The sequence below is a fragment of the Pseudomonas inefficax genome (assembly GCF_900277125.1).
In the GTDB taxonomy this organism is placed as follows: domain Bacteria; phylum Pseudomonadota; class Gammaproteobacteria; order Pseudomonadales; family Pseudomonadaceae; genus Aquipseudomonas; species Aquipseudomonas inefficax.
This window is the reverse complement of the sequence record NZ_OPYN01000075.1, coordinates 1-24,938: the sequence shown is the minus strand read 5'-3', so window position 1 is coordinate 24,938 and position 24,938 is coordinate 1. Positions and strand designations below refer to the sequence as shown.

At 53.5% G+C, this 24,938-nt stretch carries 22 protein-coding genes and 1 pseudogene; 1 reads left to right on the top strand and 22 read right to left on the bottom strand.

The window, feature by feature from the left end:
* The first annotated feature begins 69 nt into the window (after positions 1–69).
* Entirely contained in the window at positions 70–651 is a 582-nt protein-coding gene (locus JV551A3_RS09845) for a hypothetical protein (RefSeq protein WP_133970678.1), read from the top strand.
* A gap of 105 nt (positions 652–756) precedes the next feature.
* On the opposite strand, the gene JV551A3_RS09840 is transcribed toward JV551A3_RS09845, so the two are convergent.
* The 22 genes and pseudogenes from JV551A3_RS09840 to JV551A3_RS09735 all read right to left on the bottom strand — a co-directional run.
* A complete protein-coding gene (locus JV551A3_RS09840; RefSeq protein ID WP_133970677.1) occupies positions 757–2,754 on the bottom strand; it encodes a polysaccharide biosynthesis protein in 1,998 nt (665 codons plus the stop codon).
* A 157-nt stretch (positions 2,755–2,911) separates the two neighbouring features.
* Positions 2,912–4,090, bottom strand: coding sequence for a DegT/DnrJ/EryC1/StrS family aminotransferase (locus JV551A3_RS09835; RefSeq protein WP_133970676.1), 1,179 nt, complete (start codon positions 4,088–4,090; stop codon positions 2,912–2,914).
* An 84-nt stretch (positions 4,091–4,174) separates the two neighbouring features.
* Positions 4,175–4,795, bottom strand: coding sequence for an acetyltransferase (locus JV551A3_RS09830; RefSeq protein WP_133970675.1), 621 nt, complete (start codon positions 4,793–4,795; stop codon positions 4,175–4,177).
* A complete protein-coding gene (locus tag JV551A3_RS09825; protein WP_133970674.1) occupies positions 4,795–5,385 on the bottom strand; it encodes a sugar transferase in 591 nt (196 codons plus the stop codon). The genes JV551A3_RS09830 and JV551A3_RS09825 overlap by 1 nt, the downstream gene beginning before the upstream one ends.
* Complete coding sequence (locus JV551A3_RS09820; protein WP_133970673.1) at positions 5,382–6,608, bottom strand: glycosyltransferase family 4 protein; 1,227 nt, start codon at positions 6,606–6,608, stop codon at positions 5,382–5,384. The genes JV551A3_RS09825 and JV551A3_RS09820 overlap by 4 nt, the downstream gene beginning before the upstream one ends.
* A complete protein-coding gene (wecB, locus tag JV551A3_RS09815) occupies positions 6,605–7,696 on the bottom strand; it encodes a non-hydrolyzing UDP-N-acetylglucosamine 2-epimerase (protein WP_133970672.1) in 1,092 nt (363 codons plus the stop codon). The genes JV551A3_RS09820 and wecB overlap by 4 nt, the downstream gene beginning before the upstream one ends.
* Positions 7,697–7,701: 5 nt before the next feature.
* A complete protein-coding gene (locus tag JV551A3_RS09810) occupies positions 7,702–8,814 on the bottom strand; it encodes a glycosyltransferase family 4 protein (RefSeq protein WP_133970671.1) in 1,113 nt (370 codons plus the stop codon).
* A 15-nt stretch (positions 8,815–8,829) separates the two neighbouring features.
* Positions 8,830–9,963 carry an N-acetyl sugar amidotransferase gene (locus tag JV551A3_RS09805; RefSeq protein ID WP_133970670.1) on the bottom strand — a complete coding sequence of 378 codons (1,134 nt, stop codon included), beginning with the start codon at positions 9,961–9,963 and terminating at the stop codon, positions 8,830–8,832.
* Positions 9,964–10,108: 145 nt separating this feature from the next.
* Complete coding sequence (locus tag JV551A3_RS09800) at positions 10,109–10,864, bottom strand: AglZ/HisF2 family acetamidino modification protein (protein WP_133970669.1); 756 nt, start codon at positions 10,862–10,864, stop codon at positions 10,109–10,111.
* Positions 10,864–11,472, bottom strand: coding sequence for an imidazole glycerol phosphate synthase subunit HisH (gene hisH / locus JV551A3_RS09795; RefSeq protein WP_133970668.1), 609 nt, complete (start codon positions 11,470–11,472; stop codon positions 10,864–10,866). The genes JV551A3_RS09800 and hisH overlap by 1 nt, the downstream gene beginning before the upstream one ends.
* Positions 11,469–12,704 (bottom strand): oligosaccharide flippase family protein, encoded by a 1,236-nt coding sequence (locus JV551A3_RS09790; RefSeq protein ID WP_133970667.1) that lies wholly within the window; start codon positions 12,702–12,704, stop codon positions 11,469–11,471. The genes hisH and JV551A3_RS09790 overlap by 4 nt, the downstream gene beginning before the upstream one ends.
* Positions 12,694–14,013 (bottom strand): polymerase, encoded by a 1,320-nt coding sequence (locus JV551A3_RS09785; protein WP_166674225.1) that lies wholly within the window; start codon positions 14,011–14,013, stop codon positions 12,694–12,696. Before JV551A3_RS09785 ends, JV551A3_RS09790 begins: the two co-directional genes overlap by 11 nt.
* 4 nt (positions 14,014–14,017) lie before the next feature.
* Positions 14,018–15,100: a DegT/DnrJ/EryC1/StrS family aminotransferase gene (locus tag JV551A3_RS09780; RefSeq protein WP_133970666.1), complete on the bottom strand. Its 1,083-nt coding sequence runs from the start codon at positions 15,098–15,100 to the stop codon at positions 14,018–14,020.
* 2 nt (positions 15,101–15,102) lie between these two features.
* Positions 15,103–15,678, bottom strand: a complete 576-nt coding sequence (gene wbpD / locus JV551A3_RS09775) for a UDP-2-acetamido-3-amino-2,3-dideoxy-D-glucuronate N-acetyltransferase (protein ID WP_133970665.1) — start codon at positions 15,676–15,678, stop codon at positions 15,103–15,105.
* Positions 15,675–17,567, bottom strand: a complete 1,893-nt coding sequence (locus tag JV551A3_RS09770) for an acyltransferase family protein (RefSeq protein WP_235874559.1) — start codon at positions 17,565–17,567, stop codon at positions 15,675–15,677. The genes wbpD and JV551A3_RS09770 overlap by 4 nt, the downstream gene beginning before the upstream one ends.
* 66 nt (positions 17,568–17,633) lie before the next feature.
* Positions 17,634–18,584: a UDP-N-acetyl-2-amino-2-deoxy-D-glucuronate oxidase gene (wbpB, locus tag JV551A3_RS09765; protein WP_003260857.1), complete on the bottom strand. Its 951-nt coding sequence runs from the start codon at positions 18,582–18,584 to the stop codon at positions 17,634–17,636.
* A gap of 73 nt (positions 18,585–18,657) precedes the next feature.
* Positions 18,658–19,968: a UDP-N-acetyl-D-glucosamine 6-dehydrogenase gene (gene wbpA, locus JV551A3_RS09760; protein WP_133970664.1), complete on the bottom strand. Its 1,311-nt coding sequence runs from the start codon at positions 19,966–19,968 to the stop codon at positions 18,658–18,660.
* A 290-nt stretch (positions 19,969–20,258) separates the two neighbouring features.
* Positions 20,259–21,623, bottom strand: coding sequence for a Wzz/FepE/Etk N-terminal domain-containing protein (locus tag JV551A3_RS09755; RefSeq protein WP_235874558.1), 1,365 nt, complete (start codon positions 21,621–21,623; stop codon positions 20,259–20,261).
* A 150-nt stretch (positions 21,624–21,773) separates the two neighbouring features.
* Positions 21,774–22,838, bottom strand: a complete 1,065-nt coding sequence (locus JV551A3_RS09750) for an LPS O-antigen chain length determinant protein WzzB (RefSeq protein WP_133970663.1) — start codon at positions 22,836–22,838, stop codon at positions 21,774–21,776.
* A 208-nt stretch (positions 22,839–23,046) separates the two neighbouring features.
* Entirely contained in the window at positions 23,047–24,474 is a 1,428-nt protein-coding gene (locus JV551A3_RS09745) for an MBL fold metallo-hydrolase RNA specificity domain-containing protein (RefSeq protein ID WP_133970662.1), read from the bottom strand.
* 102 nt (positions 24,475–24,576) lie between these two features.
* Positions 24,577–24,840, bottom strand: a complete 264-nt coding sequence (locus JV551A3_RS09740) for a lipopolysaccharide assembly protein LapA domain-containing protein (protein ID WP_046615541.1) — start codon at positions 24,838–24,840, stop codon at positions 24,577–24,579.
* A 19-nt stretch (positions 24,841–24,859) separates the two neighbouring features.
* Positions 24,860–24,938, bottom strand: a pseudogene (locus tag JV551A3_RS09735) (integration host factor subunit beta); the annotation flags it as partial.

Genomic DNA, 24,938 nt, shown 5'->3' with positions numbered 1-24,938 from the left:
TGTCATTGACGGCGGGGCAAAATACGACCCCTTCTCAGGAAAAGCCATCCGGGCTCACAGGGATTGTCCATGCCTTCTATTTTTCCTTCGGTCGCTGTTGCGGCCTTGTTTGCTTCCGCGCCTGTCTGGGCACAGTCCACGCAGCTTGCTGACCGGGTTATGACGCCGAGTGCGTTCCTGGGGGTTGATCTGCAAGGGGACTTCATGACCCAGGTGCCGGAGTGTGCAGCGGGGGATCTACGCCCTAGCGAACCTTGCCGGGTTGCGACCGAGAAAGCTGGGCGATTTGAGGTGCGGGGGTTGCCGTATCTGCCTATTTCTCCGGGGTACAAGTTGTTTGCAACGGTGGATGGCGGGGCTGTTAGTCAGTTGGTTTTGACCGGGAATGCTAATAATTTGTATCTGGTTAAAGAGATGCTGACTGATAAGCTCGGGCAGCCGGCGACTAGCGGGACTCATTGGGTGAAGTTGAAGTCCGGGGCTTCTTATGAGGCTGAGGTTTATAAGTGGAATTCTGAAGGGGTAGCTGTTGATTTTGGCCGAGATCTTAGTGATCTTGGGCGGTATTCGGTTACTTTTTCGACTTCGATGGTTGGTACGGATATGGGCCAGTTGGAGGAATTGCCACCGACTGACAGACCCAGTTTGTAAGTTGACAGGGCGCCAGCACATTCCCGCGCCCTCAGGTTTAGCATCGATTAGCACAGATGCAGGGCATAATCGGCAATTCAAGAACGCCGATTAGCCCTGACACAGTTAGATATCTCTTAACCGCTGTTGATACACCCAGTCTACAATCTCACCCTCTGGGGTGTAACCGCTTACCAGCTCCCTTAGCAACTGACGAACTACTGTGAAATCCTCAGTTTCAACTGCCTTAAGTAGTAGCGTCAGGCGATCCTTGAGCACATCCCAAACCAAAAAATCTTCGCTTGCTGTCAGAATCATCGGGTGCCGGGTAGGAGACACATTGTCCCCTATCAACAGTTCCTCGTATAGCTTTTCTCCTGGCCGCAGTCCGGTAAATTCAATAGCGATGTCACCGTGGGGATTCTTTTCGGACCTCACGCTCAAGCCCGACAGGTGGATCATTTTCTCCGCTAACGCCGCAATTCTTACAGGCTCGCCCATATCCAAGACGAATACATCCCCGCCCAGCCCCATTGACCCTGCCTGGATTACCAGTTGGGCGGCTTCGGGAATAGTCATAAAGTAACGGGTAATTTTTGGATGAGTGACCGTCAACGGTCCGCCAGCTTGGATCTGCTTATGGAAAAGTGGAATCACAGAGCCCGACGAGCCAAGAACGTTGCCAAAGCGCACCATCGTGAAGCGCGTTTTATTCACTCTGGCGACCTTACCGGAATCACCAAATAATACTGGTGCGACCTCCTTGCTCAACGCCTGCAAGACGAGCTCCGCCAGACGTTTAGTACTTCCCATCACATTGGTTGGCCGAACTGCTTTATCAGTTGAAATCAGTACAAAGTTCGCCACATTAGCCTGAAGCGCTGCCTGCGCCGTATTCAACGTGCCAATGACATTGTTTAAAACACCTTCAGCGATATTGTGCTCAACCAAGGGAACGTGCTTGTAGGCAGCTGCATGATAAACAGTGTTCACGCCCCACATTGTCATGGTATCGATCAAGTGTTTCTGGTTTCGGATCGAGCCAAGAAACGGTACCAGACGCACAGGAAGTGACTCACGTCGGATGCGCTGCTCCAACTCACCATGAATACTGTAAAGGTTGAATTCGCTGTGCTCAAACAGCAGCAACGCCTTGGGCTCCAGCATGAGGATCTGACGGCACAACTCAGAGCCGATTGAGCCACCAGCCCCTGTAACCATGACCACTTGACCTGTAACACAGCGGGAAAGTAAATCCTCTTGAGCCGGAACGGCATCACGGCCCAACAAGTCAGCAATATCGACCTCCTGGATATCATCAACTTTAACTCGGCCACTTGCCAAATCCATGAATCCAGGAACACTGCGTACATGCAAGGGGAAATTTTCAAGCAACCCCAATATTTCGCGACGACGTGCACGACTAGCAGACGGGATGGCCAAAAGAATTTCCTCGGCTCCCGTCGCATCGATCATTTTCTGAATATCATTGCCACGAAACACCTGAAGACCAGAAATAACTCGATCCGCGACACTCTCGTCATCGTCGATGAAAGCAACTGGGCGCATCATACGACCAATTCGCAGGGCAGCGACTAACTGATTCCCCGCAGCCCCAGCGCCGTAGATGGCAACTTTCGGCAAACCATTGTCACGGTTGGTGAAAGGAACATGCTGCCTGGCGGCGAACCAATCACCGAGGAAATACTGACGCATGATCAGGCGTAGTCCACCAATCAATACCAGACTCAGCCACCAGTAATTGAACACAATGGAACGAGGAACGATTGCAGTGTGATTGCTGTGCCAATAAACGACCAAGGCCAAGATCAGCGACGATAGTGATACTGCCTTGCCGATGGCAATTAACGCATCATTGCCGAAATAACGCATCACCGCGCGGTACATGCCAAAACGAATGAAAATAGGTATCGCAATGACCGGCGCAGCTAGGAACAACCAGTAGTGCAAACGCAGCGGGTGATAGATTTCATCTATTCCAAGACGAACCAAAAACGCCAGCCACAGGGCGAACCAAACCAACAGCACGTCAGTTACGACCTGAAGGGCGCGTTTGTAGCGCCGGGGCAACAACAGCATCCCCGTACGCAGCCTATCCGTCATCCGCTTACTCTCCTGATTCCGAACCAAACCAGATCCCTTCCTATCACATTTTTCCATACGAGCTTCTTGCCTTTGACGGCTGATCCGACCAAAACCAAGAAATCCAAGAAGGGCGTCGCCTGTTCGGCGTATAGCCTTTAGGCGGACGCCCAGAATTTCATCGACGAGCAGCGTCCTGCATGACTTTGATCAAGACATCGCAACTCTTCTCGATTTCGCTTGCCGTCAAGGTTGGATGGACTAGGAACATCAGGCTGGTTTCGCCCAATTGACGGGCCACAGGCAAGCGTTGCTCCGGTCGCCAACCCGTGTCATCGAAAGCTTTTTCCAGATATACCTCAGAGCAAGAACCCGAAAAACACGGCACACCCAACGAATTGATTTCATTCAGAATGCGATCCCGGCTCCAACCTTCGGCGAGCTGATCGGGCTCCACAAACACATAGCACTTATAGGCTGCATGCACGCTGTCGGACGGAATTTCAGGAACTCGCAACCCAGGCAGGCCCTTGGCGCAATCCCAAATGCGACGAGCATTTTCCACTCGCGACTGATGCCACTGAGGCATACGCTTCAACTGAATCCTGCCGATGCCGCCTTGTACTTCAAGCATCCGCCAATTGGTACCGAAACTCTCATGCAGCCAACGGAACCCAGGGGCATGCTCACGCTCATAAACGGCTTCCCAGCTCTTGCCATGGTCCTTGAACGACCACATTTTCGACCATAGCTCGCGATCGTTCGTGGTGACCATGCCGCCTTCACCGCCGGTGGTCATGATTTTGTCCTGGCAAAACGACCAAGCGCCGATATCGCCAATGGACCCGACAGGGCGGCCTTTGTACTGCGCTCCGTGTGCCTGCGCGCAATCTTCTATCACCCGGATACCATGTTCAGCCGCAAGAGCCATGATCGGGTCCATGTCACATGGCCAACCCGCCAGGTGAACGCAGATGATGGCCTTGGTGCGGGAGGACAACACCGCGCTGATAGTCGACACATCGATATTCTGGGAGTCGGCGTTTACGTCGGCAAAGACCGGAACAGCACCAGCATTGATAATGCTGGAGACCGAGGCGAGGAAGGTACGGGAGGTCACGATAACCTCGTCACCGGTGCCGATTCCCAGGGCCAGCAGAGCCAGGTCCAGCGCCACTGTTCCGTTGGCAACAGCGACTGCAAAATCAGTTTCAGTCCAGGCAGCGAATTCACGTTCGAACTGACGGCATTCCTGTCCTGTCCAGTAATTGACCTTGTTGGACAAAATGACATCACGCGCGCAGTTTGCTTCTTCTTCGGAGAACGACGGCCAAGGGGAAAAGGGTGTGTTCAGCATTGAATTGATCCTGATTCATTAAGCTGGCAAGAATGCAAACGGCTGTACCACACAGTCTACAGCCGCATCATTGATTTCGTGGAATTATTCCAGGGCCCGGGCAGGTACTCCGACCACCGTCATCCCCTCAGCGACATCGGATACGACTGCAGCTCCAGCGCCTACCACCACGTTTGCACCGATGCTAATCAGTTGCTTTACGCAGGCGCCGATACCCACCCATGAGCACTGACCTATCGTCACACCACCTGCAAGCCGGGCGCCCGGGCTGATATGGACAGAATCAGCAAGCAAGCAGTCGTGATCAACACTGCAACCCGTGTTCAAAATACCTCCTAGCCCCACGGAGGCGCCGGCATTCAGGACCGCACCGGCAAACACCACGCTTCCAGCCCCAACATTGGCATACCGGCTGACGTAAGCGAGTGGATGTATAAGGGTAGCCAGCGTAGCCCCCTGTTGGATCAACGCTGCGAGCTTCGCCTGGCGAATAGCGTTATTGCCGATGGCAACCACGACCCCGTCAAATTCATGAGCGTTCTCGAAAAAATCTTGGCCCGTGCCGACTACATCCCATACACCATTGGAGGTGAGAGAAGGCCAAGCGTCATCAAAGAACAAGATCTCTGTCCAGCCGCAAACCCCCGCAGTATCCGCAACTACCTTTCCGTGCCCACTGGCACCAAGGATGGCAAGTCTTTTCATCACTTGTTGCCCGTGAATTTCGACATGGTGACCTCGCCGCTGGCGCTAATGCCGTCTCTTTTTACAACTTTCTTGATGGTCAAAGCGATAATTTTGATATCCAGCCAAAGCGAGCGATTTTCGACATACCAAACGTCCAGCTCAAACTTTTCTGGCCAGCCCAGCGCGTTTCGCCCATTGATCTGAGCCCAGCCGGTTACCCCTGGTCGCACTTTATGACGCAAGTATTGCCGTTCGTTGTAGAGTGGCAGATATTCCATCAACAATGGCCTGGGCCCAACAAGACTCATCTCACCTTTGAGCACATTCCACAGCTCGGGCAGCTCATCGAGACTGCTAGAGCGCAGAAAGCTACCGAATGGCGTCATGCGTTGTGAATCCGGCAATGGCACACCATTGCTGTCGCAGGCATCGCGCATGGTGCGGAATTTGATCATCTCGAATGGTTTGCCACCTAGTCCCGGACGGACCTGGCGGAACAATACCGGCCCCCCGAGCCTACGCTTGATCAGCACTGCTACAACCAGGATGACCGGAGACAACACGATCAACCCAATCAATGCCCCGGCGAAGTCAATGACTCTTTTCATCTGCTGGACTCACAAGCCTCGTTGAGGCAACCCGCCAAGCTACCTGCAAGCTTGTCGAACCCATGCTCGACTTCAACATAGCGCCGGCCAGCACGCCCCATTGCAGCCCTATCTTCACTTGGCAACCGGGTCAACCTAGCTACTGCATCGGCCAAAGCCTCCGGGTTACCTGGTTGAACGGTGTACCCTGCCCCGGAATCTTCAATCGGGTTGTTACCCGCATCACAGCAAAACAGGACCGGACGCTGCCCAGCCATGAAATCGAACAGCTTGTTCGAACTGATACCGTACTTGAACACCGGGGCATTGATCAGATTGAATACAAATGCATCCGCTTGCGCCGCAAGTGCCGGAATTTCCCTTTTAGGAACGGGATCTTCAAAGCTGACACGCTTGAGACCAAACTTTTCAGCCATGGTGATCAACTCGGCTTTGCACGGGCCGTTACCGATAATCCGAAGGCGGACATTGGACATTTCAGGTCTTTGCTCGATGATCTGCTGTGCACGCAGCACATTGTCCAACCCGTTGGCTGGACCATGCGCACCAAAGTACATCAGCGTAAACTCATCCCCCGACACTTTATCCGCTGGGCACGGGAAGTCCTGAAGATCGACACCGTTCGGGATCCAGGCAATTTTTTTCGGATCGATGCCCATGGGTACTATGTACTCGTGAGCCTTGGGCAGCAGTACGACAATGCGTTTAGCGCGCTTGTACAGCCACTTCTCCAGCACTCGAAGCGAGCGGGCAATAAAGCTGTTACGCTCCAGCCGGCCCATGTCGATCAGCGTTTCCGGCCAGAGATCCCGCACTTCGAAAACGAAGGGAACCTTATGGCGCCACGCAAGCACTGCACCGGCAGCCGCTGCAAACGGGTGCACGCTCGAACCGATAATGACATCCGGTTTTTTCAAAGGCGAAAGCTTGCCGGGTTTGATTACCTGCCAAGTGTATTCCAGCATGTTACGCATACGCGCCGTGCCGTTGCCTTTGTATTCCGAAGTTCTAAGCCAAAGGAATGGAACACCGCTGTATTGGTCAAGCCTGATAGTTTCAGTATCAGCAAGTCGCTGCTTGCCAGACTGGTGCTCCACGCTGGCAGCAACAATCGACGCCTCCCAACCATGTGCCGGCAGGTTTTTCGCCAACTGATAATGCCGGGTACCGCCGGCGCCACCTGGCTCCTGAGCGTAGTGGTTGAGAATCCAGACGTTCTTCATTCAGCAAGGTCCTTGATAAGGCGTTGGATGATCAGTTCTGCTGCATTACCCTCACCGTAAGGTTCTACCGCCTCGCCTTTGCTACCCAGCGCCTGGCGAACGGCTGATGCCACTTCTTGTGCAGATGTTGGCGATACAAGCCGATTCCAGCCTGATTCAACCAATTCGACCCATTCGGTTTCATCGCGCAAAGTGACACATGGGACGCTGTAGAAGAATGCCTCTTTCTGGACACCACCAGAATCTGTGGCAATAAGTGCGGCATACTTCTCAAGCTGAACCATGTCCAGATATCCGACTGGGTCGATGAGGTGCAAGCCCGCTGGCATTTCATCCAGTTGTCCACGCTCCTGCAAAACAGCCTTGGTCCTTGGGTGCACTGGCCAAACGATCGGCAAGTCGGTAGATAAGTCGCGGAATGCTTCAACGATCGCGGCAAGACGTGCAGGATCGTCAGTATTTTCGGCCCGGTGGACGGTTGCCAACACGTAGCTGGCTTCTTCTAGACCAAGCTTGGCCAGGATCCGACCGCTTGCATCGACACGTTTACCATGAAACTTCGCAACGTCGTACATCACATCACCCACCGGGATAATGCTGGCCGCATCGACACCCTCCGACTTCAAGTGCTCTGCTGCTGTGATAGTGGGGGTAAACATCCAGCGGGATACCCGGTCAGTCAGGATCCGGTTCACTTCCTCAGGCATAACCATATTGAAGGAACGTAGGCCTGCCTCGACATGAGCGACAGGGATATGCAACTTGACGGCAGCTAACGCACCCGCGAGTGTAGAGTTGGTATCACCGTAGACGAGCACAACATCGGGGCGCTCTTGAAGCAGGACTTTTTCGATCTCAATGAGCATCCTGCCGGTCATGTCACCGTGACCGCCGCCATGAATGTCAAGCTGATACGCTGGTGTACTCATGCCCAGTTCTTTGAAGAAAACATCGGACATGTTTGAATCAAAGTGTTGACCGGTGTGAACGACAACCTCGTCCACCCCGGGAAGCATGGAGATAACATGGCTTACCACACTTGCCTTGATGAACTGGGGGCGTGCGCCGATAACGGTAAGAACTTTCATAAAAATCAGCCTTTTAGCAAATCAGTATAGAATTGGCTTAGCTTTTTAGCCTCTACGCCCCAGTTGTATTTCTCAAGTACGGCCCGCTGGCCATGGCGCCCCATTCTTTCCGCCTCAACTGGGTTAGCCACAAGATAGTCGATGCAGTTTGAAATTTTCTGAGGATCCAAAGGATCTACACAGATTCCGCACTTACTAGAGTCAATGATATCTCTCCAAAGGGGAAAGTCAGATGCGATGACAGGCAGACCTACAGCCATGTACTCAAACATTTTCACTGGCAAAGAGTCCAAGTAATTCGGCGTCGGATGCAATGTCACGAGACCGGCCATCGAACTATCAAGTAGGTGTTTTACACCTTGGCGATCCAACCAACCGAGAAAATCGACCTTGCCCCAGCCTCGCTCATTCTTTACTGAAGACTCGAAGTTGCCATCTGCAAAAACACCACCGATCACAAGCCGTATATCGGCTGAAGCCAAATCAACACCTTGAACTATTTCCCGGATACCGCGAATTTCTTCTAAGCCACCAATATAAACGACCTGAGGTAGCTTATCTGACCATTCAACCTGCCTAACCACCAATTCATCAACGATTGGATAATTATTAATATCAATAGAACGAGCGCCAAGGGAGCGGAACTTGTCGCGTATGTATGGCGTAGCTGCCAATACCGCATCCAACCTCCGACACGCCCAGGCCTCATAAAATGCAAAAATCTTCGAAATGAAGACCCGCACATATTTATTTAAGTATGACTTCCCAAGTATTTGCTTGGGAACATCTTCGTGGGCGTCAAAAACCACAGTCTTCCCGCATGCCTTCAGCTTTAGCCCGACAGGAATGAGTTCCGGATCATGAAGGTGATAGAGATCAGCGCCAAGGGCTACGGCTCGTCGGTGAAGGGCCTTGGTAGTTTTAAAGATTCTGTTAATCCGCCCACTCAGTTTTCCAACATCAACAAACGAGACACCTTCCTTAACTTCATCGCCTTTACCGTCAGCAACGACAAAATAAACCTCGTGCCCTTCCTTCGCGAGCGTTCGGCATTGCTTCTGGAAAATCCGTACATCGTACCTGGAATGAACTGATGACAGATGGACTATCTTGGCCACGTTATCTACCCCAACTCAAGAATACACATTAATGCGACGCCCCAGCATCCGCTGGACGATCCCCTGTGCCTTTTTCATGAGGTTTTTACGTGAATCCCAATTGTCAAAGTCTGTATAGTTATTAACCTTTGCCGACATCAACTCTTCAAACTCTGCGGCGGTGATCCGCATTTTTTTGCAAAAATACTCGATATCGACCTGTAACTCAGCAGGATCATACAGTGGCTCTGCCAACTTTTCGACGGCCTCCTCTCGACTCATTTGCCCCGAAAGCACCATGCTAGAGTAATGTAACTTGCGCTTATCATAACCAAACTTCGTTGGAAGATAGTAATTTTGAAATAGCTTGGTAAAAATTGACTCGCCATGCTTGTGAGCATATGAACGATAGCCAATGGTCTCCTGCAAATAGCGCTCCGCCTCCCGCTTGTCGTAATCCATGTAATTCAGTGGACGCACGGTGCGCATCCCTTTGAAAAATGGATACCAAATATAATACTCAACAAAACTGATAGTCTTGTAGTCCTGAAGCTTACGCTCACCATATTTCTTATGAATGGCCTTCAGATTAATTGCATCCATAGCACTTCCGTGCCAACTATCAGGAAATACCGATTCGGTTGCGAGATTACCACCACTGAGAATGTACTTGATGTCGTTTTTTACAGCAAAGTGATACATATTTGAAAAATACGCATGATCTTGCGGAACATCTTGATTGGCAACTGCTGCGCGCATATATGCCAACTGCAAGTCGCGCATCTCCTCCCAATTCATTACATGCGTATGCAAATCATAACCACAGTGCTTAATTACTTTCTCGATATTGCTAACCGCCAACTCACTATTCCAACCGGCGTCAACATGCACAACCAATGGCCGCAAGCCGAAATCTTTCACCTTGACAGCTAAATATGAGCTATCTACCCCACCACTGAGACCAATAATACAATCATATTCTTTTCCGGCACCCTCTTTTTTTATCTTTTCAATAATAGGCTGCAGGCGCTTTTCCCCATCATCCCCTGAAAAAAGCTGTTGCGACTGGAGATTGTCGAACTTATGGCAGTGATTGCATACTCCCGCGTCATCAAACACGATTTCAGCGTCAGACGTGTCCATGACACAGCGCGAACAGACCTTTACCACTCACCACCTCCTCAAACGTTTTCATCGGCCTGTCTGACGGGGACTCCCTGCAACAGACGTAGCATGTATGACATCCAAAATAGCGTAGTGCCTGTGCAAAGCCACTAAACACCAGAATAAACTGCCTTTCAAAACCTAAACTTTCTTACCCAGCGTTCAACACGTTAATATCTGGATAACTGATCAATACGGCACGGTGTTTGCCGTGAAACACAAATAGACTACCTGCGGCAACAGCCGAAACTCCGGTACGATCAAACAGATCAATCAAGTCCGCAGTGGAGCCAGCACCGCCACAAGCGATGACTGGAACGTGCACTTGGGATACAACGCTTTCCACCAGCGATATATCGAAGCCTTTCTGCGTACCGTCGCGATCAACCGAGTTCAGGAAAATTTCTCCAACCCCAGCAGCCTCAAGTTCCTGGGCCCATTCGACCGGCTGGCGCTTGGTATCTTTGGTACCATTTTCCGAATAAACCGAATAGCCGCTCCAAAAACCTTTACGGCAATCCATGGAACCTACGACACTTTGCGACCCAAACTTGTCGGCAATTTGACGAATAAGACTAAGATCGTCCAGCGCAGCCGTATTGATAGCGATTTTTTCGATACCAAGAGAAAATACTTTCTCGGCATGCCCCAAGGTCTTTATCCCACCACCATAACAAATGGGCATAAAGCACTCACCAGCCACTTCGGCGATCAACTCGTAGTTAGGCTCACGATTTAGCCTCGATGCTTCGATGTCGAGCAGCACCAACTCATCGACTTCTTTTTCATTAAAAATTCGAATAGCATTAATGGGGTCGCCTACATACTTGGGCTCTTTGAACTTCACAGTCTTGACCAGACCACGGTCTTTGAGCAACAAGCAGGGAATGACTCGCCTCCTGACCATTAGATCAACTCCACAAAGTTCTTGAATAGCTGCATGCCAAACTTATGACTTTTTTCCGGATGAAACTGGAAGCCGAAAATATTATCTTTGACCACCGCAGCGGTAAACTGCTGGTCATAGTTGGCGGTCAATAGGGTATTTTCTGCATGTCGGGGCAGCATGTAATAACTATGAACAAAATAGAAGCGACTTTCCTTATCGATTCCCGTCAAGATTGAATGTTGCAACTGAGGATTAACTTCATTCCAGCCCATGTGCGGAACTTTGCGCCCATCTCGCTTCTCGAAGCGAACGATGTCCATGTCGATCCAGCCAAGACCAGGTTCGTTGCCCTCTTCCGAGCCATTGCCCAGCATCTGACTGCCCAGGCAAACACCCATTACCGGCTTGTGCTTGTTCAAAACCTGCTCGTTCAACACCTCTATCAGGCCACTACTCCGCAGTGTCTGCATGCCTGCATCGAAAGCGCCGACACCTGGCAGAATGAGCTTGTCCGCCTGCTCAATATCTTCACGACTGTTCGATGCCTTGGCCTTGGCGCCCACTCGCTTTAGCATATTCAACACCGAAGCGATGTTCCCAACACCATAGTCAACTACGACGATCATTGCGAGCCTCCTTTCGATGCACGATAGGATATCCAGAAATAAATTATATACATTAATGCATATCCGACCGAATACGCCCAGAGAGCCGTATCAATTTTCCGGGGCAAGAGAAAACAAGCACACGTAAGCAAAAGCAATACTATTTGCCATAGCAAATCCAACTTCTGCCTCTGTGCAATGTAAATGGTATAGCTGAGCGGACTGACGACAAAGCGCATGAAAAAGAGAGGAATCAGTAATACTGCGTATCGCCCTGACTCAACCCATTCGTGGCCGAATACAAGGCCGAAGACCCACTCACCTAAGAATGCGAAAGCGATGAACGGGACGATGGCAAGCGCGACCAACAAATAAAACGTCTTCAAAAAAACACGCTGGCAGTTTCCATCAGACCGATAATCCCGTGCGGCTTGCTCTTTGAACACATCAAGAACAGACGCAGCCAACAGCGAAATTGGCGCTCCCATCATCTTTAGCGTCAGCGCAAACCATCCGGCTGCTTCGCTACCGAAACGCGAGGCTATGAATATAACCGGAAGTTGACTAGCCGCTGTATTCAGCAAGTCCGCCGGCAGCGAAAACTTTGGGAAATTCCTGTGTTGCGAAGCCAGGTCTCTTGCAGATTGCCAACTGCTACTTAAACAGCCTTTAAGCCAAGCATTATTAATCCACAGCAACGAAAGCCCAGTCGCAGCAATGACGCCAAGCACTTGCCCATGGATCAATCCAGATACATCCGTGGAAAAAAAGGCGGCAGATACTTGAGCCACCGCGATACATGCCGCCAGACTGACCCTGGAAACGCCAAGCTTGTTAAATGCCTGTTGATATGTCAATAGGGACAAGACAACTTTATTCATCCCAATACCCCAAATAACAACAACCAGCGAAAGCCAGAACAGCGAAATTACGGCAGGCAGATCTTGCACCAATCTATTCCACAACAATGCTGCGCCGACAATCAATACTGATGACGATATTGTAACCACAAAGATCAGCTTCAAGAGCGCCTGAATCGACGCTTGATCTTCGCAATTAAAAATTGCCATTTCATAACGTCCGGTAACAGCAACGGCAGCGATTGTGGCAAACGAAAGCCAGACACTAAATTCACCCAAGTCGATTGGAGTATATAGCCGAACCAGCAGAAGCATGACACCCATGGTAATCAGCTGTGCACCAATCGTACCGACTAAAACTCGGGTTATCCGACTGAAAAAACTAACGCTCATAGGGTTTCTTTCCAAAGGTGAACGGCACGGACACCAGCACAAGAAACGCCAACATCAGGAAAACGCCAGACCCCATCAATACGGTCAACAACGACTGTTCGAGGATCTTAGTCGCGAACAATAGCGCAACAGGAATGGTTATGAAGGCGCCAAACCGCATATACAGATAGTTTAACAGCATTACAACCGACCCTACGAATATAGCCTCTACCACAACTGCGGAGTAACCCGACTGCAAATAAGCTACGGCAAAAAAATTAACGTTGGCATTCAGTTTTGGGTTACTAAAAATCTCTTGCCCTATACGAAACGTCAGAGGCTCTGATTTAGTCACGCCCATTATCGAACTAAGCAGCGTGTCGCTGTATGAATTAAAACCAAACAGTGAAACAAAGTTATCGACCGCCCCTAAGAGTGTCGAAGGCACTACAAATGCCCGCCGCACAAAGTAGTCGTTCAGGTAAGAGTAGCCAAAAACCTCATGCTCCAGCGCCCCCAGAAGCAAAAACGTAATGGCCCCACCAAGCAGCCAAGAAAGTTTAACCCCGCCATAGCGGCGAAAGTACTGCATGAGAAGGTAAATCAACGCCAATACCATGAACGGATATTTCTGACCAAATGCACCCCACAAAACCAAAGCATTAGCTACGCCCAGCAACACGTAGGTACGGGACTTTCGGTATACACCCCATGCGAATAAAACGGGAAAAAAAGCTTGAGTTCCCATGGACGCCAAATAGCTAGCTCCGGAGCCTGCCTGGAAGACATCTCGCGCCAACGCCCGTCGCACATACTGCTCAGAAAAATTGAAAGAAAAATAACTGGCGCTTTTCAAAAAAATAAATAGGAGAACTAAGACGTTAAGCAACGCAAGCACAGTCAAACAGTGCCTGCTGAGTGAATCAGTTTGCCTGATTTGGCTTTCATAAAACCTAAACTTGTTCGCCGAAGCGATAATCAGCATACCCACTAGTACCCCTAACGAGACGCCCCCCCATGGCACCGCATCGGGCGCAAACTGGTTTGCAGCCTCCAACACCAAGGCGTGGGGAACCACCACTAGGAATAGCAAGGTGACAACCAGATCACCTGGCCTTTCGACCGTGGTCCCACACAGAAACGCACAAACAGGAGCCAGAACCGCGAGGTAAACGATCAGCCCGACGCTGACAGGTTTAACAGCCGCCCCCATGTACTCATGCAAGATATATACATAGCTGTTGTTTACCCACACCAATACCAAGAAGTAGATAAAGAATAGTAAGGCGTTTGAAAATACCGATTTATCGACTCGGGCTGATAAGTACATGGGCTTACCCTGCAATAACTGCAGAGATATGCCGGATCGACGCCTCTTCCAGGTACGGATGCATCGGTAGGCTCATCACCTGTGTCGCAACCTCATCTCCAACCGGCAAGGACGCCGCCACATCTGCGACGGCAGGCTGCTTGTTCAGAGGAATTGGGTAATGCACAGCTGTCGGAATACCCGCAGCCTTCAGCTTCGCCTGTACGGCGTCCCTGTCCTGTACCCGTACCGTGTACTGTGCGTAGGCGCTGATATTTTCCGCAGCGATATATGGCGTTGTCTCGATACCGACGGCTGCCAGTGCTCCGTCATACCATTTCGCGACCTGCTGACGCTGCGAAATCTCCTCTTCAAAAATCTCCAGCTTCGGTAGCAAAATTGCCGCCTGAAGCGTATCTAGGCGGCTATTCACCCCTACTCGAATGTGGTGATAGCGTCGATCCTGTCCGTGACGAGCAATCTGCCGCAAAACGACGGCCAACTCGTCGTCGTTTGTGAAGATAGCGCCACCGTCCCCATAGCACCCCAGCGGCTTGCTTGGAAAGAAACTAGTGCAGGAAATGGTAGAGAGGTTGCAAGAGCGCTTGCCCTTGTAGGAGGCGCCGAAGCTCTGCGCAGCATCTTCGATTACTGGAATACCATATTTTGCAGCCACAGCATTGATAGCGTCAAAATCTGCGCACTGACCATACAGCGAAACCGGAATGATCGCCTTGGTTCGCGGAGTAATTGCCGCTTCGAGCAACTGGGGATCAAGATTGTAGGTGCGCGGGTCGATATCCACATAGACCGGCTTCGCACCCAACAACGCGACAGTTTCGGCAGTGGCAATGTAGGTGAAGCCTGGGGTAATCACCTCGTCCCCCGGACCGATACCCAGTGCCATCTGCACAATTTGCAGAGCATCAGTGCCATTGGCGCAAGTGATGCAATACTTGGCACCGACGAAAGCAGCCAGGCGTTCCTCCAACTCAGCCACTTCAGGGCCGAGGATGTACTGGCCATGGCTCAGAACACGCTGGATGCCGGCATCGATCTTGTCTTTGATGCGTGCCTGCTGGCTTTTCAGGTCAATGAATTCAATCATGCTCAAACATCCATCTTGTTCAGTTGTTTGCCGTTCAGGACGTAGCGCGCCCCGGTGTGCGAGCAGGTGGCTTCGCCTTGCTCGTTCAATTGCAGCTGCTCGCCAAACTCACTCATCCAACCGATCTGCCGAGCAGGCACACCGACCATGAGCGCATAGGCAGGCACATCCTTGTTGATGACCGCGCCAGCGCCTACAAAAGCGTACTCGCCAATGGTTACGCCGCAGACGATCGTGCAGTTGGCCCCGAGCGTGGCGCCTTTCTTGACCAGAGTGTCACGATACTGGTCCTTTCGCTCGATCAGGGACCGTGGATTGTAGACGTTGGTGAAGACCATGCTAGGGCCACAGAAAACACCCTCTTCCAGCGTCACATTGTCGTAGACCGATACGTTGTTCTGTACCTTGCAGTGGTCACCGATAACGACCTTGTTGCCCACGAACACGTTCTGACCAAGCGAAACGCCAGCGCCGATCCGAGCGCCCCCACACACATGGACAAAGTGCCAGACCCGGGATTTCTCTCCGATCTGTGCTCCTTCGTCGACGATGGCACTTGGATGCTGATAGTAATTCATGGCTTCAGACTCACGTTGGACTGAGGTTGATCAAAAGCTCGCTGCAATTGCTGCGCCGCATAGTGGCCATAACGGCTAGCCCCCACTTCGTTGAGGTGGTGGCTGTCACGGTAGATCAGCAACCCTTGCTCGTAGGGCGCAGCAGCAAAGAAGCTACTGCTGGAAAAATCTAGAAACCGCACTCCTGGGGTGCGTTCGGCAATTGCCTTGACCTGCTGGTTGGCCGCCTGCCATTCGCGATTGAACGTGAGTGGTGCCGACAACCCCAATTCGGTGAAGCGCCTTACTCGCTGGACATCCGTCTCGAACATCGGCACCTGGGCAAGCACGACAACATTTTTGTTGGCCCCGGCCGTTGCGCTCAGAAAGTCAGTCAGCGCCTTGGTGAATGCCTGGCTTTGCATCTGGTACTGCCACATACCAGCAACGACTACTCGGTCTACCTCCGGCAGCGCCTTCGCGACCGCAGCAATCTGGTCACGGCAAGGTTTCTGCGCCCAGGTGGGCAGGCGTTCGACATCAAAGCCGGGAATAGGTACACAGCTGCTAGCCGTGAGCACCCGGTATGCAACGCCCTGCTCATTGCCCACCTGATCGAAAAAGTGATTCAGTTGAGCAGCATGGCTATCGCCTATGACCAGGGCAGCGACATCAGCGTCTGCCTTGCCTCGCATGCAGCTACCTACCTGGGTACCGTGGCAAATCGTTTCTGGCGCCGCGTAGCGGGTCAACTCTACCGGTAGAGGGACAACTAGCGATGCATTGATACGCACCGCACCCCACGCTACCAGCAAAACCACCATTGCAGCCATCGCCCACTTAGGAGTTTGGCGCACCAAGCCCGTTGCCTTCCTGGCTGGTGTTTCTATGAAACGGAAGGACAGCCAAGCCAATGCAACAGAAGCAATCGCAAAAAACAGCAACCAGGCGATCGTCAAGTCATACTGCCCGGTGTAATACCGAATCAACGCCAACACTGGCCAATGCCAGAGGTAAAGCGAGTAGGAAATACCACCAACCCAGACCATTGGCGCGGTAGCGAGCAATGTGCTCACAGGGCCGCGGCGAGCAGCAATGATCATCCCTGCCCCAACGCAAGGCACGATCGCCCAGAAGCCCGGAAATTGCTGCTTTTCAATTGCCAGTAGAGCCCACGCCAACAGAAGCGCACCGACTATGCCCAACGCACTGGCGAGTGTCTGGGGCAACTCTCGCTGCCGCATCAGTAACGCAACAACTGCGCCGACCATAAACTCTGGCACGCGTGCCAGCAGCGAAAAATACATTTCGTCTCTCTGCCCGCCGAGGGTGCGGTAACCAACCCAGGCAAACGCCACAGTAGCCAGCAGCAGAAAAGCCGGGAGCCGCCAACGCGCGGGAATACAGATAGCCATGATCGGGAAGAACAGGTAGAACTGCATTTCGATGGCAAGCGACCAGGTATGCAGAAGCGGCAACTCATCGGCCCGCGGCGCGAAATAACTGCCAAAGTGGGCAAAGTAATGGTTACTGGTAAACCATGCGGAAGATTTCAGGCTATCGAAAAAGAAGGCGAAATCGTCCGGCACGAAAAGTACCGCTGACAGCGCCGCGACTACAACCAGCATCGAAAAATACGCAGGAACAATGCGTTTGACCCGGCTTGCATAAAAGGCAGCAAGATCAACCTTGCCGCTGCGCTCGGTCAGCAATGCTGTGATGATGAAACCTGAAATAACAAAAAAAACATCGACGCCTACGTAACCGGCTTTCAACCAGCTGCCATTGGCGTGATAGAGCAAAACCGCCAGCACCGCGACCGCGCGCAAGCCTTGAACATCCAGGCGGATGCTACGCTCAACGCGTTTTGCACCTGCATCGTTCGGCTTATTGAAATTATCGTTCGACACGCTGACTGGCGACCCTGCTAAAAATAAAAAGGGGTGGCGGCAAGCCACCCGTATTGCTATCTGCTTTTAACGCGAAAGCGCCAGAACGAACGGGTGCCCTTCGTTGTCCGCCGCCGCAACAACCGGGGCGCTACGAATGGTGTTCACGGTTTCAACACAGTGACGCGCATCCTCGATACCGTAACCACGGCCAGCAAGAATCTCTTCATAGCTGGTAGTGTGCAGATCGGTGAAGCCTTCGGAGAACTCCATTTCCTCACCATTGACGGTAATCGAACGGTAGGTTGGCTTCTTGCCCTTGACCGACTCAGGCAGGTCATTGGCATCGACCGACAGGAACCAGCGTACGCGTGCTTTCTCGTACTCCAGGTAACCGGCGGCCTTGTGCTCGGAGGTGAAGTGCACAACGTTGCGCTGCAGCTTGCCGAAGATGAAGTGCAGCATGTCGTAGAAGTGCACGCCGATGTTGGTGGCCACACCAAACGACTTGCGTGGGTCACCCTTCCAGCTTTGCAGGTACCACTTGCCGCGCGAGGTGATGTAGGTCAGGTCGACTTCATACTTGTGCGGGTTGTTCTCGCGGGCAACCTTGTCCTTCAGGGCAAGGATTGCCTGGTGATGGCGCAGTTGCAGGATGTTGTACAGGCGCTTGCCGGTTTCCTGCTCGACCAGGGCCAGCTCGTCCAGTTGCTGTGGGGTCGGGACCAGCGGCTTTTCGCAAATTACATCACAGCCCAGGCGCAGGCCTGCGGCGATGTGCGGGTGGTGCAGGTAGTTGGGCGAGCAGATCGCAACGTAGTCCAGGGCAGTAGCCGGGTTGCGCTTCAAACCATGGGCGTGGTCGAGGAAGAACTCGAACTCGGTGAAGAACTCACTCTGCGGCGAGATGCTGTCGATGATACCTACCGAGTCATTGATATCGTACGCGGAGACCAGGCGGTTGCCGGTGTCCTTGATGGCGCGCATGTGGCGAGGGGCGATGTAGCCTGCAGCACCGATGAGAGCAAAGTTTTTCATGAGGCTTCCTTTGAAGACGAATGAATCCGCCTGCCCTTGAGGGCCAGGCGGATCAATTTGCTGGCGACGCCAATCAGGCCTTGATGATGTGGGCGGTCGGCGTGCGGTACTTGCCGCGGCTGTCGACAATCAGCTTGGCCTTGGCTTCGATCAGGGCATAGTCGAACTTGTCGTGATCGGTGGCCAGCACCACGGCGTCGAAGCTTGCCAGGTTCTCGGCGGTCAGCGGCTCGCTGCTCAGCTCGAAGTGGTGCTCGCGCATCTTCGGGAACACCGGTACGTGCGGGTCGCTGTAGGCAACCACGCCGCCCTTGGCTTCGATCAGCTCCATGATTTCGACGGATGGCGACTCGCGCATGTCGTCGACGTTCTTCTTGTAGGCGATACCCAGAACCAGCACACGGCTGCCCTTGAGTGCCTTGCCGGCATCGTTCAGGCCATCCATCAGCTTGCCCAGCACGTACTCAGGCATGGCCTGGTTGACTTCACCGGAAAGCTCGATGAAACGGGTGTGCAGGCCGTATTCGCGCGCCTTCCAGGTCAGGTAGAAGGGGTCGATCGGAATGCAGTGGCCGCCCAGGCCCGGGCCCGGGTAGTAAGGGGTGAAGCCGAAAGGCTTGGTCGCCGCGGCATCGACCACTTCGAAGATGTCGATACCCATGCGGTCAGCGACGATCTTCATTTCGTTGACCAGGCCGATGTTCACCGCACGGTGGATGTTTTCCAGCAACTTGGTCATTTCAGCAGCTTTGGTGGAGCTTACCGGTACGACCTGGTCGATGGCCTGCTCGTACAGGGCGATACCCACTTCCAGGCAATTTGGGGTGTGGCCACCAATGACCTTGGGAATGGTGCGAGTTTCGAAGTTCGGGTTGCCCGGGTCTTCACGCTCTGGCGAGTAGACCAGATAGATGTTCTCACCAACTACCAGGCCGCCTTCCTGCACACGTGGCAGCAGTTCTTCTTCGGTGGTACCTGGGTAGGTGGTGCTTTCCAGCGAAACCACCTGGCCTGCGCGCAGGTAAGGCTTGATGGCGTCGGTGGTGTTGATCACGAAGCTCATGTCGGGCTCGCGATACTTGTTCAGCGGGGTGGGCACGCACAGGATCAGTGCATCGCACTCGCTGGCACGCTTGAAGTCGACGGTAGCTTCAAAGCCGGTTTCACGCGCCTTGCTGATATTGGCAGCCGGGATGTGCTCGATGTAGCTCTGGCCGGCATTGAGTTTATCGACTTTCGATTGATCGATATCAATACCCAGCACATTAAAACCAATGGCGTTATAACGCAGCATCAGCGGCAACCCGACATAACCGAGGCCCACGATACCAATCAAGGCCTGCCGGCTTTTGAACTTCTCTACCACCGCATTCATATCTGTCATGCTTCCCAACTCACCTTGAATATACCTGCCCGTTTCCACGGCTGAACAACGGGTTATTGAACCTTCTTCGATTCATTCGTCAGTCGAGTGAATCCATTCGGCGACAGCGTGTATTACACATACTGTCGAGCAAAAAACGCCCACTTACGTTCGCCCGGGGAGCGGCCCGGTGGCTGCCATCAATGAGATGCGCCACAATCATATGCGGTTAGGCTTCGGCAATCCATCGGAGTTTTCCTGAGGCCTGCAACCGTCAAAATGCCATTAAAACAACATCATTCAATTGGGGCTCAAGCTTGCGCATCACTCAGCCTGGCATGGCTTTGCCCGGCCAATTCATCGGGTATGACGCGCTGTGCCGAACCCTCGATTTCAAGAACTCGTTGCTGCCTCGCATGGTCCTTGAAAGCACCTCGCAGCAGAGCAGCGACTGTTCCGAGCAACAGGCCACCAATCAATGCAAATAGCACGATAAGTGCTTTGCGCGGTTTCAAAGGCTTGCTTGAGGGCACCGCACGCTGGTCAATGTTTACCAGGTGCAGCCCCTGCAACTGAGTATCGATGGCCTGCAAGCGCGCACGCTCCACGCGAAGCCCCTCGATACCCTCCAAAAACGCAGCTTCACTAGCGCGGGCCTTGATTGCCTGGACTTTACGGTTGGTCGAAAGCAGGATGAGCTCTTTGCGGATCTGGCCGATTCTCGGCTCGACGAAGTCATCTGAAGTACGCTTGCGCAATGCTGCACGCTCGGCCTCAAGCACTTCGGTGCCCATGAAGTACAGCGGCACCGGCCTACCATTTACTTCGGTACGGATGACATTGCCATTTGCCGAGACTTCATCAGCCATCAGGGAGGGTGTCGAAGGCTTTTTCAAACCAAGGCTTCGCGCAACACTGATAGCCTCATCAAGCTCTGCCAATCGTGCTTCGCGGCGTAATTTCAGCTGAACGCGCAAAGCCTTGAGTTCATCGTTGAGCTGCGCACGCTTGATAGCATCTGCTTCTTCAAGGCGTGCGATACGGCTTTCATTCCCGGCCTGATATTCCGACACTGCAGAGTTCAGCTTCTTGTCCACCTCTGCCAAGCGGTTGGCCAAAATAATCTGCATATCCTTGGACAACTGGCTACGCTCTCGCTCAATGGCAAAATCGACGAAATCGTTGAGAATGGCCGCTCCATTTACGCCTTTTTCATAGCGCATCTTCAATCCGATAAAGTCGCTCAACGAATCGTTCTTTTTCGGGTCTGCCAAGACTACGCTGAGCGCATCGCGGTTGAAGTCTTCAAATGCCTGCTCGACACTTTGCCCTTCATCCTGAAAAGCATCGATGAGGTCTGGCCGGGAACGAAAGAAGTCCAAACGAGCGGTATAAGAATCCAGCGTTGCACCAACTCTCTTGAGCGCTTCCGCTGGCGGCAATGAATAGATTTTTGACCGATTCAAGGCGTCCAACTGGTTCAGGGCGACCGGCCTTAAACTCGTGGACGCCTCATATACAGGCGTGATGTTGTAGGCGACTGCAGCGCCGACAAGCGCGCAGATACCCCCAACGGCAGCAATTAGCAAACGCCTACGCCAGATTGTGCGTAGAACGTTGAAAAGATCGATTTCGCCTGAGGCGGCCATGGAGGCGGGACGCACAACGCTATTCACAATACTTCCCTGTCTATAAGGGGGTTAACCAAGACAGGCAGGGCAGATCAGCGTGTCGTGCTCGCTCTTCCAGCTTTCCATGTCATCGGCGACGAAAGGCTATTGTTACACCTTCCGCAAGCGACAACAACGCTTAGCGATACTCTGCGGTCAGGGAAGTTCCCCTCCGTTCGTCGCTTTGCGCCTGTACCATATGTCGCGCCCCAGCGCTACCAGCACACCAAGCCCTACCCCTACCAAAGCCGATAGCAACACGATGACAGCTTTTCGCGGCTTGATAGGCTTGTCAGGCTGGGAAACGGCACCATCCTGCTGGTACATCGCAACAAGAGAAGGATCGACCTTCAACGTGCGCAAGAAACTGAGCTTTTCCTCTTTTTCACGCAAATTCCGGATGAACGGGTCATCCGATGAGCGCGCTTCCAGGTTGGCGATTTCTGCCTCCAGCGCCTTGGTACCGCGCATGTAGGTGAGAGCCCCGCTCATACCGGCAGAAACTTCCTTGGACAGCGTCTCGGAAATGATCGGTGGCTTTTCCAGACCAATAGACCGCGCTACGCGCAACGCCTCCTTGAGCTGGGCAATCTGGTCCACGCGCTGATTGCTGGCAGTGGCGCGCGCGGCCTTAATTTGCTGATCAAGGTTATCAGCCATGATCGATATGTCACTGCGGGTACCGCTCAACAATTCGTTCTTTGCTCGCTCTGCAGCCAACTCGGCGTAATTCGAGACCCAGGTCGCCGCAAGGCGCGGGTCCTCAAGGTTCGCCGTCAGCACATAACGATCAGGCATGTCTTTGCTAGCCACGGCCACTTTCAGCATACCGTTGAACTGAGCATACAGCGCATCGCGAGAACCGCCCCGCTCTTCTTCGGTCAGCATGGGCAGGAAGGCGCTTCGAAAGAATTTGTCTCGTACTGCTTCAGACTGAAGGGACTTAAGGTAGATGCTGTACACATCCTTGGCACTCAGTGGCGCCAGGCCCGTTCCCTCACCACGACCGTAGTTCAGCTGGGCAATCTCGCTCTGAGAAGGAGGCTGTATATACAGCTTCGCCTCATACACCGGCGAAACCAGCATCACATAAGCCAACCCCAAAGCAATCACCGGTACTGCAACCAGCCCTACCCAGATTTTTTGGCGCCAAACACCCTGTACAAGCTCAATCAGGTCAATCTCGTCGCTACCACTCGGGCGCTCGCGTTCATTGCGCATTTAGTCTTTTTTTCCTTGGGTCTGTCTGACTGCATCATCTCGGGGCACGCTTCTGACCTAAGCGACTCAACACCCTTCGAATCAAGCGTAGCGGCTATTGGCCACTCTTTCCGCCATGCTTCTAACATTACTTCCAAGCAGTAGTAGAAAGACCCGCCTCGCAAAAGTTCCGCACTTTCTGACAGACATCAACCTTCCCGCCAGAAGGTCATTTCGCAACTGTGACGCATACCTCATGGCCCGGCTGTGCAAGCCTTTCGCGCAGGGCAGCCGCAAGCGTCCGCTTCGCCCTTTGCTCGCCATGCACCAACACTATCCGCCGAGCATTGCAGCCGTGCGCGAACGCCACCAACTGCGCCTGGTCCGCATGCCCCGAGTAGCCGCCCAAGGTCATCACCTTCGCCCGGATCTCATACATCTGCCCATCCAGATCAATCTGCACAAACCCTTCCGCCCCTTCACTGGCCTGTATCACCGCGCCCGGCGTGCCCTTGGCCTGATATCCGACAAACATCACCTCATGCCGCGGATCCCCCAGCATGGCCTTGAGGTAATTTACGATGCGGCCGCCCGAGCACATGCCATTGCCGGCAATCACGATCGCCGGGCGGCCAGTGCTCTTGAGGTAATTGACCACCTGCTGGTGGCGGGCGTGGGTGTCCACGCTAATAAGCTGGCTGAAACCGAGCGGGTCGCGCCCTTCGGCTAGGCGCGACCGGGCTTCGGCATTCCAGTAGTCGTGCAGTTTCCGGTATACACCGGTAATGCGCTGGGCCAGGGGTGAGTCGAGGATGATGGGCAACTGCGCCCAGTCGAGGGGGTCGCCATCGGGGGCCGGGCCGGCTTTGCTCAGCAGGGCCTTGCGATGAAGAATGCTTTCGAGTTCGTACAGCAATTCCTGGGTGCGGCCGAGGCTGAAGGCCGGGATCAGCAGCGTGCCCTGGTCAGCCAGGGCGCGGTCGATGGCCGCTTCCAGCCGCTGCTCACGGTCGCCCGCAGGCGGGTGCAGGCGGTCGCCGTAGGTGCTTTCCAGTACCAGCACATCTGCCCGTTCCGGGGGTTGCACGGGGCGCAGCAAGGGGTTGCCACAAGCACCCAGGTCACCGGAGAACACGTAGCGGGTGTTGGTTTGTTCATGCTGGATATCGCATTCGACATAGGCCGAACCGAGCAGATGACCGGCGCGCTGCAGACGGATGCGGCAAGTGACGCCGGGGCGCTCGACCAGGGTATGCCACTGCTCGAAAGGCAGGGGCACGATCAGGTCGCGGATGAAATCGAGGTACCTCGCCACTTGGGCGGGTTCGCTGCTGATGCTCAGCTTGTAAGCGTCTTCCAGCACCAATGGCAGCAGCTGGGCTGACGGCTCGCTGCACAAGATGGGGCCACGGTAGCCGGCAGCCAGCAGCGCCGGGATGCGGCCAACATGGTCTAGATGCACATGGGTGATGACCAGGGCCTGGATGCCCTGGACGTCGAAGCCGAGCGGCGCCGATGCTGCACCTGGCGCGGCATCGGCGCCCTGCTCCAGGCCGCAGTCGATCAGCAGGCTGGTGGACGGATCAAGGTGCAGTTGATGGCAGGAGCCAGTGACGCCGTGGGTGCCACCGTGATGGGAAAGGACGGGATATTCCATGCTGCGCACACTCGCCTGGGCCGAAAATGAAGTGCGCTATTACTCCATGACGGCCGGTGCTGGCATAGGTGAGGCTTTCCGAAACTGATGTAGGAAATGCCCTTAGTTACCGCTCAATGCTGCCTGGCGAGCAGAAGCCTTGATCTTGCGCTTGCTGCGCTGCACGCCGTAGGCACCGAGCAGCGGGCCGACTGCGAGGCCAATGACCAGGGCGGCCAGGACCAGTACGGCGACCGGCATGGCCGGGGCAGCCCAACCGAACAGGACCAACGAGACGGTTTGCTGGTTCTCCAGCACGAAGAACAGCACCACAGCCGCCAACAGCAGCACGAACACCGCCGCCAGGGCGCGCTTGAGGTTACGCATCAGATTGCTCCTTGTGGAATCAGGTGTGGGCCTCATCATGCTCTTCTTCATTGACCCGGTCGCGCAGCTCTTTGCCGGGTTTGAAGTGCGGCACGAAC

Excerpts from the sequence above, each read along its gene's own strand:
- JV551A3_RS09820 (WP_133970673.1), bottom strand. The coding sequence starts at position 6,608 with ATGAAGAACGTCTGGATTCTCAACCACTACGCTCAGGAGCCAGGTGGC.
- JV551A3_RS09825 (WP_133970674.1), bottom strand. The coding sequence starts at position 5,385 with ATGAAAAGAGTCATTGACTTCGCCGGGGCATTGATTGGGTTGATCGTG.
- wecB (WP_133970672.1), bottom strand. The coding sequence starts at position 7,696 with ATGAAAGTTCTTACCGTTATCGGCGCACGCCCCCAGTTCATCAAGGCA.
- wbpB (WP_003260857.1), bottom strand. The coding sequence starts at position 18,584 with ATGAAAAACTTTGCTCTCATCGGTGCTGCAGGCTACATCGCCCCTCGC.
- JV551A3_RS09840 (WP_133970677.1), bottom strand. The coding sequence starts at position 2,754 with ATGACGGATAGGCTGCGTACGGGGATGCTGTTGTTGCCCCGGCGCTAC.
- wbpA (WP_133970664.1), bottom strand. The coding sequence starts at position 19,968 with ATGACAGATATGAATGCGGTGGTAGAGAAGTTCAAAAGCCGGCAGGCC.
- wbpD (WP_133970665.1), bottom strand. The coding sequence starts at position 15,678 with ATGAATTACTATCAGCATCCAAGTGCCATCGTCGACGAAGGAGCACAG.
- JV551A3_RS09835 (WP_133970676.1), bottom strand. The coding sequence starts at position 4,090 with ATGCTGAACACACCCTTTTCCCCTTGGCCGTCGTTCTCCGAAGAAGAA.
- JV551A3_RS09745 (WP_133970662.1), bottom strand. The coding sequence starts at position 24,474 with ATGGAATATCCCGTCCTTTCCCATCACGGTGGCACCCACGGCGTCACT.
- JV551A3_RS09845 (WP_133970678.1), top strand. The coding sequence starts at position 70 with ATGCCTTCTATTTTTCCTTCGGTCGCTGTTGCGGCCTTGTTTGCTTCC.
- JV551A3_RS09750 (WP_133970663.1), bottom strand. The coding sequence starts at position 22,838 with ATGCGCAATGAACGCGAGCGCCCGAGTGGTAGCGACGAGATTGACCTG.
- JV551A3_RS09790 (WP_133970667.1), bottom strand. The coding sequence starts at position 12,704 with ATGAGCGTTAGTTTTTTCAGTCGGATAACCCGAGTTTTAGTCGGTACG.
- hisH (WP_133970668.1), bottom strand. The coding sequence starts at position 11,472 with ATGATCGTCGTAGTTGACTATGGTGTTGGGAACATCGCTTCGGTGTTG.
- JV551A3_RS09800 (WP_133970669.1), bottom strand. The coding sequence starts at position 10,864 with ATGGTCAGGAGGCGAGTCATTCCCTGCTTGTTGCTCAAAGACCGTGGT.
- JV551A3_RS09830 (WP_133970675.1), bottom strand. The coding sequence starts at position 4,795 with ATGAAAAGACTTGCCATCCTTGGTGCCAGTGGGCACGGAAAGGTAGTT.
- JV551A3_RS09785 (WP_166674225.1), bottom strand. The coding sequence starts at position 14,013 with ATGTACTTATCAGCCCGAGTCGATAAATCGGTATTTTCAAACGCCTTA.
- JV551A3_RS09780 (WP_133970666.1), bottom strand. The coding sequence starts at position 15,100 with ATGATTGAATTCATTGACCTGAAAAGCCAGCAGGCACGCATCAAAGAC.
- JV551A3_RS09740 (WP_046615541.1), bottom strand. The coding sequence starts at position 24,840 with ATGCGTAACCTCAAGCGCGCCCTGGCGGCGGTGTTCGTGCTGCTGTTG.